Below are 13331 nucleotides of genomic sequence, written 5' to 3'. Positions count from 1 at the left end.
TTTTTCTTCGAAAGAGACTGATTATGACTATTGATAAATTAAAAAACTTGGGCTTTTCAATTGGTGTTGAACTGCCACTAGACAATGACTGGTCAAGAGATGGCCAAAAAAAACGTATTAAAGAAGGTAAGCCTTTTGGTGTGCCTGATATGTCACAGCATAAAGAGCGCATTATATTAGCCGATGAGCTTGGCTTTAGTACTGCATGGGTAAGAGACGTGCCACTGTACGACCCTAACTTTGGCGATGCTGCACAAGTATTTGAAGCGTTTACATACTTAGGCTACTTAGCGGGTATTACAAACAATATTTTACTAGGTACTGCGGCTGTTGTTCTTCCATTAAGACAGCCTTGGCTTGTGAAAAAATCAGCGAACACAATGGCTGAGCTAAGCAACAACCGCTTAATTTTAGGTGTAGCAAGTGGTGATAGACCCTCAGAATATCCTTTATTTAATGTTGATTACGCCGCTCGTGGCCAGCTTTTTAGAGAAGCTATTGAGGTGTTAAAGGATGAGTCTGACTCTAAATTACAACCAGGGCAAAAAATATACCCTCAAGTAGCGCAATACCCTATTTACGCCGCAGGCCTTGCACAACAATCGCCGCAATTTATAGGTGAAAACCTCGATGGATGGTTAGCGTACCCAGGTACACCTGACGATCATGTAAAACGTGTAGCGCTATGGCGAAGCGTTGCAGGTGACAAACCTTATGTAAGCTTTATCCATTTAGATTTTGTAGACAACCCAGACGCCCCCATTGAGAGACACCACTTTGGGGTTAGAACCGGAGTCAATGGCTTAATAAAAGAGCTAAACAGCATGAAGGCTGCTGGCGTAGATCATATTGGCCTTCATTTTAGACGCAATGAAATAAATATCGAACAAAGCATGGCAGACATAGCAAAAAATGTCTTACCCGTTTTTCATAAATAAAGGACACGTAATGAACATAAATTTAAACACAATGCCAAAATTAGGTATGGGTACTTTTCGCTTAGAAGACGAAGTGGCTTACAACTCTGTAAAAATGGCGTTAGAAGTTGGGTATAAGCATATAGATACTGCACAAATTTATGGCAACGAAGCGCAAGTAGGCCAAGCTATTAGTGACAGCGGCGTAACTAGAGCCGATATTTTTATCACTACAAAAGTATGGAATGCTAACTTAAACAAAGCATCATTCATTGATAGTGTTAAAGAAAGCCTAAATAAACTGCAAACTGATTATGTAGATTTGTTATTGATACACTGGCCATCTCCAGAGAACGATGAACCGATGGAAGAATATTTAGGTGAGCTAGTTAAAGCTAAAGAGCTAGGCCTTGCTAAAAATATTGGCGTATCAAATTTCACTATTGACTTGCTTAAACAGGCTATGGCTATTTTGCCTAACGGTGAAATTTTTACTAACCAAGTAGAAGTTCACCCTTACTTAACAAACGAGTCATTACGCGAATTTTGCAGTGAAAATAACATTCATGTGACAGGTTATATGCCATTTGCTGTTGGTAAAGTTCTCAAAGATGAAACCATTATTGATATTGCCAATAGTCATAATAAGGCGCCTTCTGAGGTTGTTATTGCGTGGGCACTTGCGAATGGATTAACAACGATTCCTTCATCAACTAAAAGAAGTAATCTAATAACTAATTTAGCTGGCCCTGATTTAACACTTAGTGCTAAAGAAATAACCGCGATTGATCAATTAAATAAAAACGATCGCCAAGCATCACCTGACTTTTCTCCACAGTGGGATAACTAAAATGAACAGCTGCGATTTAGCGTGGCAGTTTGAAGAGGCAGGCTCCCCCCTGCTTCTATCTTCAATTGCACCACCTTTAAACATAAACGAAAATGAAATTGTTGTTTTAAACAAAGCAATGGGTATAAACCCTGTTGATTGGAAATTTATAAAAGCCAACCCATTAGCTTGGCCGTCAGGCTTTATACCTGGTGTGGATGGCGCAGGAATTGTTATTCAAACAGGCGCTAGCGTACCTAAAGAGTTTATAGGCAGCTCGGTTTGCTATCATCAATCGCTGCTTTTACCTGGCAGTTTTGCAACATACACAGTGTTAAAATTTCAACGAGTAATGAGACTCCCACAAAGCTTTTCTTTATCTAAGGCTGCAAGCTTACCGTGCCCTATGCTCACTGCAATACAGGCATTTAATAAAGTGCCAAGCATGCAAAATAAAAAGGTGTTGGTTTCTGGCTTTGGTGCAGTTACCAAAATCCTTATACAGCTGCTCCATAAAAATGGCGTTAAAATCAATTTACTCAGCCCAAGTGCGAATAAAACAGAGGCCTTATCACTTGGTGTAAATAAAGTGCTGAGAGAGCAAAGCCAATGCCAGCAACAATACCGCGCCGTATTTGATGCTAAAGGCCAACAAAGTGCTACTAAACTTGCAAGCTACCTTAAAGCTAACGGCCACTTAGTCTGTATTCAAGATAGAATTGAGGAACCGCTGTTCCCTGCATTTACCAGCTCAATCTCGTATCATGAAGTTGCTCTTGGCGCGTTGCACAACTATGGAGATGAGCAAGACTGGGCTGAACTCATAAAAGAGGGAGAGGCATTAATTAACCAGTTAGATAACCAAACCCTAACCACTGATACACCTAAAGTGTTTCCATTTGAAAAACTTAATGAGGCACTTGCTTTTAGTGAACAATCAAACGCTAAAACCGTAGTTAGCCAAAGTGCGTTATAACGCTTTTTTATGGAGCTCGCTTTAAATGGTGAACTCCATAAATCACATCCAAACTAAGCCTAGTAATTTAAACTTTTTTATTCGCTTTAAAACTCTGCGCTTGCTCAAATATTTCTTTATACACTTCATCGCGGCTGATTGGTGGGTATTTAAATTTAGCGAGTATTAAAATCAGCTCGACTTTGAGCGATGATTTAATGTCGTCTCGGTTATTCCAATCTACAAATTTTACCTTGTCATCTACAATTACTTTTACCGCTTGGGCAAGCTCAATTAGCTTATCTTCGGGGTAGTCAAAGTCGTATTTAACCGCTAACATTTTTAGGGCGTCGTAAAAGCCTTTTTCTTCAATATCAATGCCTAGCTCGTCACCCGCGTTCATTTCGTCGCGTACGCTGTAAATCATATCAACCATGCTTTCTGAAAAGTCATCCAGTACGCTACTTACCAGTACATCATCTTCTTTTCGCTCGTTGTAGCGCTGTACTAGCGATTCAAAGCGTTTGGTAAAGTCGATACCTTGAGTTTGGTTTACTTTTTTAAGCTCGCCTATGGCTTTAGCTAGCATTTGTTGCAGTATTTTAATTTTGGTATTGGGGAGTTTTATTTTTTCTATTTTGGCAATGTAATCGTCATTAAAAATGTCGATTTCGCCGCCATCTTCATTGCCGAGCTTAAATACTTCCTCAACGCCGTCGCTTTGCAGGGCTTCGCTTATCATTTCGCGTACTTTGGCGTTCATTTGCGCAGTATCGGGCGCTTCGCCTTTGGTTAGCTTGTAAATAATAGAGCGAATGGCAAGGTAAAAGTGAATGTGGTTACGCTCATTTTCGTTAATTTTTTCACTACCGCAACACACATCGTAAGCGGCTTTTAAACGCTTAACTAAATCCATAAAACGCTTTTGGCGTTTTTCGGTAATTAGTGCAAACTCGGCAGCGTGGTTTAAGCAGTTTAACTGGGCAACGGCCTCACCGGTAAAGTATGGGCTGCTGTCAAATTTATGGAATAACTCGGCAAGTAGCGCTAGATGGTTTTTGACTTCAATAACCGAGGCGGTAATGTCTTCAAAATTAGTTTCGTCAGTTTTTGAATACTGCGCTAACGCTTTATTCATCTCAGATTTAATACCAATGTAGTCAACCACTAGGCCTTTATCTTTGCCTTCAAACTGGCGATTAACCCGCGAAATAGTTTGTATTAAGCTGTGCTTTTGCAGTGGCTTATCTATGTACATGGTATCTAAAAATGGCACATCAAAACCGGTTAGCCACATATCTACCACTATGGCTATTTTAAAGTTTGAGTTTTTGTTTTTAAATTGCTTATCAAGCTCTTTACGCTCGTCTTTACTGCCAAGTAAATTATATAGGCGTTCAACGTCGTCTTTGCCACGCGTCATCACCATTTTTACTTTTTCAGAGGGCGCAGCAATACGGCCTTCGCTAATGGCACGCTTTCGCTCGGTATCAGATAGCTTTTGCGCGTTGTCGGTATCGACTACATCAAACCAATGTGGGCGTAGTTCTTCTAGTTCTTGATACAGCTGATAAGCAATACCACGCGAGCTACACACAAACATCGCCTTTCCTGCAACGGTAGAGCCTTCCTCAACGCGTTTTTCGTAATGTTCAACAAAGTCTCTTGCTAATACACGAATGCGGTCAGGATCGCCTAGAATGCTATTCATGTTAGCGGTGGCTTTTTTACTGTCTTCTATTTGCAGCTCGTTACTGCCTGCATCAGCGCATTCTTTGTAATAGGCTTCAATTTCTGCCAGTTTGCTGTTGTTTAAACACACCTTGGCAGCGCGGCCTTCGTACACAATGCGTACGGTTATTTCATCTTTAACCGACTCAGTCATGGTGTACGAGTCAACTACTTCACCAAACACATCAAGCGTGGCGTCTACTGGGGTGCCAGTAAAACCAACGTAAGTGGCATTGGGTAGTGAGTCGTGCAGGTATTTTGCAAAACCAAAGGTCTTTTTTACGCCTTTTTCGGTGATAGTAATTTTTTGATCAAGATTAACTTGGCTACGATGCGCCTCATCAGAAATACAAATAACGTTAGTGCGGTCGGTTAATAACTGGGTGTCTTCGGTAAACTTATGAATAGTCGTTAAAAATACACCGCCACTGTTACGCCCTTCAAGTAATTCACGTAAGTGAGTACGGCTGGTAACAGTTTTTACTGTGTCGTCGCCAATGTAGGTTTTAGCATTACCAAACTGCTGAGAAAGCTGATCGTCTAAATCGGTTCGGTCGGTAATTAAAATAATGGTTGGGCTTTTAAGTTCAACGCTTTTCATCAACAAGCGTGTTAAAAATTGCATGGTGTAACTTTTGCCACAACCCGTTGCGCCAAAGTACGTACCGCCTTTACCATCGCCTTGTGGCTTTAAATGCTGTTTTATAGTTTCGAACAGTTTATTAGCCGCATAATATTGCGGGTAACGCGGCACAATTTTTATCTCTTTTTTACCCGAGTCAGGGAAGAACACAAAATTGCGCATTACATCGCGCAGGCGCGCTTTATCTAACAAGCCCTGCAATAAGGTATGTAACGAGTTAATCCCCTCTTGCGCGGTTAGCTCTTGCCCCGTTACTTTTCCCCATGAGTAAAAAAACTGATAAGGCGCAAATAAGTTACCCATTTTGTTGTTTACGCCATCACTTATAACGCACAAGGTATTAAATACAAATAACTGCGGGATAGCGCGGCGGTAGCGCACCGTTAACTGCTCATACGCTTCAAATATAGGAGCTTGTTCGCGTATCGCGCTTTTAAATTCAAACACCACCAACGGCAAGCCGTTTACGTATAAAATGCCATCGGGAATACGCAGCTCAATATTGTCGTAACTTGTGGGGCTTTCTATTTCTAGCTGGGTAACAAAGCGATAGATATTATCGTCTTGCTGGTAGGTAACGCTGGCTTCATTCACGTTATCGAGAGCCATATTATCCAAAGCAGCCATAGCATTCCCTACTATTAGGCTACTTTTAATACCTTGCTCAACGTTATCGTAATCAAGCAGCTGAATATACAAATCTTTTTGCGCTGCACTGCCTGCTACCCTCCCACGCTCGCGGCTCAGTAAAAAGCCGTCACTTAGCCACTTACAAAAGGTTTTATTGCTCTCGTATAAATCACTTGCTGGCAGCTTTTCAAGCTTTGCAATTATTGAGGCTACCTCACCCGCTGTAATATTATTTTTAGCGTAACGCTTAGTTAAAAAAGCACGCAAGTCTTCTTTTATCAGTACATCGCTATTATTGCGGCTAAGCTCACCGCCCAATAAATGCGGATAGCCTTGCTCGCCTAATAGCTCAACCACCGCTTGTTCTAATTTGGCTTCAGTAAATTTCATCAAACATCCTTATTCTTTTTTATTTTTATTTTGGCCTTCAAACACTCAGTTAAGTTTAATCTACTACTTCTTCATCAATGGCTACATCGGGTATTTGTAATTCACCAGAAATGAGTTTGGGTAATAAAGTGTCGCGGAGTTTTGTTAGTTTGTAACACTCTTTTCTTAGAGTAATTTTTCGCTCATATACATCTTCTAGTAAACGATTGAATATCTCTATAGTTTTTTTGCTTGGTACTAAAAGCTTTGTAGCTAATATTCCATTTGCACTAATATTTGGCTGTGCACTTCCTTGAGCGGCACTTAAGATACCTTCCTCTACTCCAGGCTGATTTAACGCACTAAATAAAAAAGGGTTTCCTTTTTCCATCTTTGGTGTAAGTTTACAAACACGTTGGTTTAAATAATAAGCTTCATTATCCTCGCTAACTAGAACTCCAAATTTACCCACAGTTGCTCCAGTCATAGCCATTATAATATCGCCATCATTGAGCAAAAACCGCTGAAGTTTATCGATTACTTCGGGTGAAACCCTATTAACATCATTAATAACTACAGAGCGAACTGTAGTTATGTTTTTAATCTTAAGAACAGCAAAACCTGTCTCTGAAAAATCTTTTCCTTTAAATGCATAACCACTTAGCCCATCAGCAATGTCTTTAAAAGTGCCTTTTTCCCAGCACTTTGGTATCCAACCTAGTTGTTCGTTGTGCTCGAACTCACAGGGGAAGTGGGCGTGGGTGTTAGCGTGTTGGGCTAATATATTAGGGTTGGCGTTTAAGTTTGCTTTAACGGATGTTTCAGCGGCTTTTTCTGATACTTGCACTGCTGCTTGTGTTGCTTCTTTTGTTGGTAGCTGTGCTTGTAACTCGTGAGCGAGTGCAATGAGTGACGCTTTGCATTCGGCCGCATTTTCTAAACTGTTCAGTACCGCTAAGCGACGCTGCGCTTTTAGTTTTAAATTGTCAGGCAAGCGGTTTTCAAGGCTTTCTAACTTAAAATCAACGCTCGCAAGTAGGTTGTCGAACACAGGATCAAAATCAACAAACCAGCTTTTAAATAGCGCCTGCGCCATTTGTTCTAAGGTGTTGTTGGTTTTTTTGTTTAGTTCTATTTTAGAATCAATTTTATCCAAAATTTGAACAACATTATCTTGGTAAGCTCTAGGGACTTTAGGGATCTCAAGCGACTTAATATTATAAAGTGGTAATTTACCTTGCGCTGAGCCTACTTTCCTTGAGATTATTTCATTTTGTCCAATAGATGAATTTAAATAATAATAAATATAACGTGGATTAAAATCAGAACTAACATTAGTAATTCTTGCAGCATTTTCAGTTAAATTTACCCCACTCCATTTCGAATCAATATAAAACACCATACCGATTGTATGTCCTACAATAGCAAGACATATATCATCAGTGTCTACAATATACCGACTGATTTTTTCCTGAGTCTTTGGTAGTAAAAACTTTAGATTTTCAGAGTCAACTCTTCCATTCGAAACATCTACCAAACGAATATATGGAAACTCTGTTCGATGCTCAACTAACTCATTCCCTTTCGGTAATCTTTTTCCACTTTTAACTTCTGCAATATCTTCAATTGAAACAAATGGCCAATCACTCCCCATAACCCAACGCCTCCAAATTCTTACGAATCGCTTTATCAAGCTCATCGCTTTGGTTCATTTGGCTATAAAGGGTTTGACTAAGTTCAGTCATTTTGGTTTCGAACGGGATGCCGTCATCTACAATATCGGCAGCGCCGACATAGCGCCCAGGGGTAAGTACGTAGTCGTTCGCTTTAATATCGGCAAGGGTGGCTGATTTACAGTAACCGGCGATATCTTGGTACTCTTGATCTGTATCTAAGCTTAGCTCTTCGCCGCGCCATATATGGTAGGTTTCGGTTATTTTAGCTATGTCGTCGTTAGTTAGCTCTTTTAGGGTACGGTTAACCATAGAGCCCATTTCGCGAGCGTCTATAAATAGCGTTTCACCTTGGCGGTCGCGGCGTTTTAGTAGGCCTTTTTCGTTATTACCGCGTTTATCTTTGCTTATAAACCATAAACACACCGGAATTTGTGTGGTGTAAAACAGCTGCCCTGGTAGGGCTATCATACAATCGACTAAGTCGTTTTCGATTATTTTTTGGCGAATATCGCCCTCGCCACTGGTGTTTGAGCTCATTGAGCCGTTAGCCAGTACAAAGCCTGCGGTGCCATGCTCGCTGAGTTTTGAGATCATATGCATGATCCACGCATAGTTAGCATTACCGGTAGGCGGTGTTGGGTAACCTGCCCAACGGGCATCGTCGACTAATTCGTTATCGGCGCGCCACTGTTTTTGGTTAAACGGTGGGTTTGCCATTATGTAATCGGCTTTTAGGTCGGGGTGTTGGTCTTTAAAAAAGGTATCGCCTGCTATATCGCCTAAGTTGCCCGAAATACCGCGAACGGCAAGGTTCATTTTAGCCAGTTTATAGGTGGTGTTAGTGTACTCTTGCCCGTAAATAGAGACATTTTTTTGGTTGCCGTTGTGGCTATTAATAAATTTAAGCGATTGCACAAACATACCGCCCGAGCCACAACAGGGGTCGTAAATTTTACCTTCGAATGGCTCTATCATATCGGCGATTAGGGTAACAATTGACTTAGGCGTGTAGAACTCGCCCCCGCCTTTACCTTCAGAGGCGGCAAATTTACCTAAAAAGTATTCGTAAACACGACCAACTAAGTCTTCTTCTGTTTTTTCGTTTTGGTTGGCAATGGTGTCGATATTATTAATGGTATCGATAAGCGCAGAGAGCTTACTGGCATCAAGCCCTAAGCGTGAAAAGTAGTTATCGGGCAATGCGCCAGCGAGTGATTTATTGTTTTTTTCAACCGCGTGTAGTGCGGTATCTATTTTAACGGCTATATCGCCTTGCTTGGCGTTAATTTGAATGTACGACCAGCGTGCGTCTTCTGGTAGGTAAAACACGTTATCCATCGCATAAAAGTCAACCATGTCGATGTATTCATCACCGTACTCGCTGGCAATGGCTTTTTTACGCGCTTCAAACTTATCACTAATAAATTTAAGAAAGATTAAGCTTAAAACAATGTGCTTATATTCGGCTGATTCAACACTCCCGCGCAGTTTATTGGCGGCATCCCAAAGGGATTCTTCAAACCCGACTTGTGTTTTTTTTGCGGCTTTTTTAGTTGCAGGCTTTTTTGATGCAGCGTCCATGTGGTCTCTCTTTGCAAGAATATCAATATAATTTATTGGCTTATCATACAGCAAAGGTCGTGGGTTTTTGAGTTTTAATTAGTAATAAATTGGTATTAAAAAGAGGTTTAAAGCACTAACTAAGCAACGATAATTACGAAGAGGATTATTAAGGTTTTTGGATTAACTCCGCCTCTGCTAAACACTAAAAAATGAAATAGCTTTTTACTTATGATAAAACATAGGGCTGGGTTTACTTTAACGGGTATTGTTAAAAATGGAATTTAAAAAACCAAACTTATTAAGCAAAGAAGCTAGTGTAGCTCTATGGCTTCAGGGGAAAGATGCTTGGAATGTGTGGGCAAAGAACAATCCGGACATAGGTGTTGACTTTAGTGGCGTGAGATTCGCAATACCCGACTTGCTACAAATCGCTCCCAATAATAAAGTTTTATTAAAAGCAAATGCAGAAGGTGATTTTTCAGCTCTAACATTCGTTAACTACACGTTCCCTCATTTAGCTGATTTTTCAAATACTGAATTTAATATTCCTGCAATATTCGACAATGGTACTTTTAATGGAACAGCTGATTTTTCAAAAGCTATATTTTCCCAAAATGCCTCCTTCAATGGTATTACGTTCAATTGTATTGCGTCTTTTTACAACGCTGAGTTTCAAAACTCAATAGTTTTTAGTGATTGTAATTTCAAAGGAAATACACTATTCACTTTTTCGCATTTTGAAATGCTGGCTTACTTCCCAAGTACTACATTTCACGAAGTTGTAGGTTTTGATCATTCAACTTTTGCTGGCGGTACGCACTTTAAAAATACTAAATTCTTATGCAAAGAGGTTTATTTTGAGTATATAAACTGTACAGACACCTTCGACTTTGATGAACTTGATGCAAAGAAAGTAATAACTCTGTCTTTCAAAGGAAGTGTATTTGAAAAAGATTTTAATATTAGTGGACACTTTAAGTGTGTTCCAGATTTGAGAAGTACGAAGCTCAACCATCATACTGACTTAACCTCTATGATATACACCCTAAACCGTAAAAAGGTATTTTTTACTCCAATAAAAAAAGTTACTGACACACTCGATATTGGACGCCTATGTAGACTTAAAGAGCTTGCAGAACAAAATAAGAGTCATGATATGGTTTTGGCTTTTCATGCGGATGAACTTAGAGCTAAAAGATGGGGTAGGCTCAATATTGTACAGTCAGTTATGGATATAATTTATTCTGTTACCAGTAACTATGGGCAAAGTATAATGCGCCCCCTGCTGCTCCTAGTTATATCTTTTCTTCTTTTTAATTCGTATATAATTTCAAAGTCAGATATTGAGATAAAAAGTGCTTACAAGCCGGCTGCAACTTTATCTATCGCTACAATAACTCCTTTTTTATCGATATCAAAGGAAGCTAGAGGGCACAGTGCACAAGTGCTATTTGAAAAGCAATTACCTGAGAACTTTTATCTTTATAGCTATGCTTACGCCAGCTCGTCATTTTTATTTCTATTCTTAGTTGGGCTTGGTCTGCGTAACCGCTTTAGAATTTAAAAAACTTATAGGAATGAAGCCCCCATATGGCTACTTTTAAATTTTATAACCTTGATTAAACCAGATTAGAAAATACTATTGTGATTCTAGTAGTTGAATTAGCTTACGCTTACCTTCATCATCAAGCTTTTCGATTAAACATGCCAAAGTTGCGCTTTCCTCTGATTCACAAAAAAAGTAATTTACGGGAACATTTAGCTCGGTTGCTAGCTTTTTTAAAGTAGTTAAGTCGGGCATATGGCGACCCGTTTCGTAATGGTTCATTCTGCCACTGGCTGAACTTGGATCCATCCCCATTTTAATACCTAACTCTTTTTGGCTTATTTTCATTCGTTTTCGAGCCTCTTTAAGACGCTCTGTAAAAAAGGATTTAACCTGCACCGTTGCTTCATCTTGGTAACTCTCACATTTAAATGATTGTCTAGTTTTTACATGAGCATGTATACTTAGGAATCCTAAGTTTATGGTGAGTAGTAAGGTTTAGCAATGAGTAAAAAAGCGAATATGAATGTATTTTTACATTTTCTTTTGGTAATCAAACAGATGAATGATTTCACTGTGACGCAAGCGAAAGAGGCTTTATTGCGTGAACAATCTGAGTTTACTGATCCAGTAGAAACCCGAAAGTTTGTATATCGCCAATTAACTCGCAATGTTGCAAATGGACTCTTAAGACGAACCAATAAATTAAACAAGGGAGCTAAGGAGGTTATATATTCAACAACAGAGCTTTTTTCAAGTTTAGAAATCGTCCCTACTTCAAGGCGAGGCAAAGTAAAACAAATAGATACTGCAAATATTGGCGCTTCTGATATTTCGACCGAAACTGTTAAAGTTATTGAGTACCAAGAAGAACTTAAAAAAGATTTATTAACATACGAGATTGATTTAAATACTGTACTTGAAGAAGCTAAAGAGTATCAGCGCCTTTCTGCACGCTACCCTAAGCTGCAAGTACAGTTGCAGCTGCATCACACTCAAGCAAAGGAAAAGTCGATTAAATTACTTGGCAAAATAAATGCTTTGCAGACTTTATTGGGTAATAAAATAAAAGAAAAGCAACCATGCTAAGGGATTGGCAATCAGCCTGCTTATCGGCAGTTAAAAAGCACCACTCTCAAAGCCATAAGCACTTTTTTTGTTTAGCTACACCAGGGGCCGGTAAAACTGTATTGGCGGCAGAAGTTGCAGCGTATTTATTTGAAACTAAGCAAATAGACTTTGTGATTTGTTTTTCACCCTCTAGTGAGGTTGCAAATGGCATTAGAAAGACGTTTGCTAAACGGTTAAATTGTAATTTTGACGGTGTTATTGGCTCAGTTGGTTGCTCGTATACTTATCAAAACATGCGTTTTTTTAATGACGACTACTGGAAACTATTAAAGAACAACCGCGTGTTAGTGGTGTTTGATGAAATACACCATTGTGCTGGTTCGAGCATTGAGGATGCCAATGTATGGGGGCAAGATATTGTTAAAAATATTCAACAGCACGCTGCTTTTACGTTAGCGTTGACAGGCACACCTTGGCGCTCTGACCTTCTTCCTATCGCGCTGGCAACTTATAGCGACCCTGATAATAAAATAATATGTAATTACACTTACTCGCTGCAACAGGCGGTAAATGATGGCGTATGCCGTAACCCTAAAATTGTTTTAATTGATAATGAAGAAATTTCGGTAACAACCACGAAACAGGAAACCAAAACCTATAACTCATTAAAGTCTTTGCTAAAAGATCCATCGATTTCCTATCAGGATTTGATTAAGCACGAAGCTGTAATCAATTATATTATTGCTCAAGGAGTAAGTAAGCTCGCCACTATTAGGCAGCAGAATAGCAATGCCGCAGGGTTAATTGTTGCCTCTTCGGTTGAGCATGCAGAGCAAATAGTGATCGTTCTTACAGATATTTTTCATCAATCAGCAACCATAGTTACTTACAAAGAAAGCGATGCTGGCGATAGAATCAGCCATTTTCGCTTTAGCAACACACAATGGATTGTAAGCGTTGGAATGGTGTCGGAAGGTACTGACATACCAAGACTTCAAGTGTGCTGCCATTTAAGCAGAGTTAAAACCGAGCTTTATTTTAGGCAGGTACTTGGACGCATATTAAGAGTAAACAGTTCCCCCAACCAAGAAGCTTGGCTATTCACCCTAGCCGAAGAAACACTAACCACCTTTGCAAATAGAATCGACCAAGAGCTACCTGACACTTGTGTACTAATAAGAAATAACGCCATAGCGAATGAATATTTTAGAGCAGAGACTAATAAAAAGACAAGCTCCACTAGGCCCGATAGTCAGCCGATTGCGGAAATTGATGATTTATTATTTTCATGGGGAGCAAATGAATCAAATCAGCTGAAAATTGAACAGAAAGAAGCAAGCTTTTTACAGGCCTTTGGCGGGTTTAGAGAGCGGGTTATTGAGGCTTTTGTAATAGGGTAAT

Annotated in this window: 10 protein-coding genes; 6 read left to right on the top strand and 4 right to left on the bottom strand. The window is 39.7% G+C overall.

From position 1 onward, the window contains the following. Nucleotides 1-23 precede the first annotated feature (23 nt). The 3 genes from H5088_RS04825 to H5088_RS04815 are packed head-to-tail and all read left to right on the top strand — an operon-like array spanning nucleotide 24 to nucleotide 2722. Complete coding sequence (locus tag H5088_RS04825; protein ID WP_182752318.1) at nucleotides 24-938, top strand: LLM class flavin-dependent oxidoreductase; 915 nt, start codon at nucleotides 24-26, stop codon at nucleotides 936-938. 10 nt (nucleotides 939-948) lie between these two features. Beyond that, a complete protein-coding gene (dkgB, locus tag H5088_RS04820; RefSeq protein WP_182752317.1) occupies nucleotides 949-1767 on the top strand; it encodes a 2,5-didehydrogluconate reductase DkgB in 819 nt (272 codons plus the stop codon). 1 nt (nucleotide 1768) lies between these two features. Continuing rightward, on the top strand, nucleotides 1769-2722 hold the full coding sequence (locus tag H5088_RS04815) for an alcohol dehydrogenase catalytic domain-containing protein (RefSeq protein ID WP_182752316.1): 954 nt from the start codon (nucleotides 1769-1771) through the stop codon (nucleotides 2720-2722). 67 nt (nucleotides 2723-2789) lie between these two features. On the opposite strand, the gene H5088_RS04810 is transcribed toward H5088_RS04815, so the two are convergent. From H5088_RS04810 to H5088_RS04800, 3 genes are read right to left on the bottom strand one after another with little or no spacing between them, the layout of a single operon-like run. Then, entirely contained in the window at nucleotides 2790-6095 is a 3306-nt protein-coding gene (locus H5088_RS04810; protein WP_182752315.1) for a type I restriction endonuclease subunit R, read from the bottom strand. Nucleotides 6096-6150: 55 nt separating this feature from the next. Further along, nucleotides 6151-7728, bottom strand: coding sequence for a restriction endonuclease subunit S (locus H5088_RS04805; RefSeq protein WP_182752314.1), 1578 nt, complete (start codon nucleotides 7726-7728; stop codon nucleotides 6151-6153). Beyond that, nucleotides 7718-9331, bottom strand: coding sequence for a class I SAM-dependent DNA methyltransferase (locus tag H5088_RS04800; RefSeq protein ID WP_182752313.1), 1614 nt, complete (start codon nucleotides 9329-9331; stop codon nucleotides 7718-7720). Before H5088_RS04800 ends, H5088_RS04805 begins: the two co-directional genes overlap by 11 nt. A 256-nt stretch (nucleotides 9332-9587) precedes the next feature. Here H5088_RS04800 and H5088_RS04795 point away from each other — a divergent pair, with 256 nt between their 5' ends. Further along, a complete protein-coding gene (locus tag H5088_RS04795) occupies nucleotides 9588-10877 on the top strand; it encodes a pentapeptide repeat-containing protein (RefSeq protein WP_182752312.1) in 1290 nt (429 codons plus the stop codon). A 75-nt stretch (nucleotides 10878-10952) separates the two neighbouring features. On the opposite strand, the gene H5088_RS04790 is transcribed toward H5088_RS04795, so the two are convergent. Further along, on the bottom strand, nucleotides 10953-11207 hold the full coding sequence (locus H5088_RS04790; RefSeq protein WP_055254548.1) for a helix-turn-helix domain-containing protein: 255 nt from the start codon (nucleotides 11205-11207) through the stop codon (nucleotides 10953-10955). 156 nt (nucleotides 11208-11363) lie between these two features. Between H5088_RS04790 and H5088_RS04785 the strand changes: the two genes are divergently transcribed. Together H5088_RS04785 and H5088_RS04780 are read left to right on the top strand one after the other, a co-directional pair. Beyond that, a complete protein-coding gene (locus H5088_RS04785; RefSeq protein ID WP_182752311.1) occupies nucleotides 11364-11948 on the top strand; it encodes a hypothetical protein in 585 nt (194 codons plus the stop codon). Further along, on the top strand, nucleotides 11942-13330 hold the full coding sequence (locus tag H5088_RS04780) for a DEAD/DEAH box helicase (protein ID WP_182752310.1): 1389 nt from the start codon (nucleotides 11942-11944) through the stop codon (nucleotides 13328-13330). Before H5088_RS04785 ends, H5088_RS04780 begins: the two co-directional genes overlap by 7 nt. Nucleotide 13331: the final 1 nt, after the last annotated feature.

The organism is Pseudoalteromonas sp. SR43-3 (genome assembly GCF_014163875.1).
Lineage (GTDB): Bacteria > Pseudomonadota > Gammaproteobacteria > Enterobacterales > Alteromonadaceae > Pseudoalteromonas > Pseudoalteromonas distincta.
The sequence above is the reverse complement of the archived record's forward strand: the minus strand, read 5'-3'. Positions and strand labels throughout refer to the sequence as shown.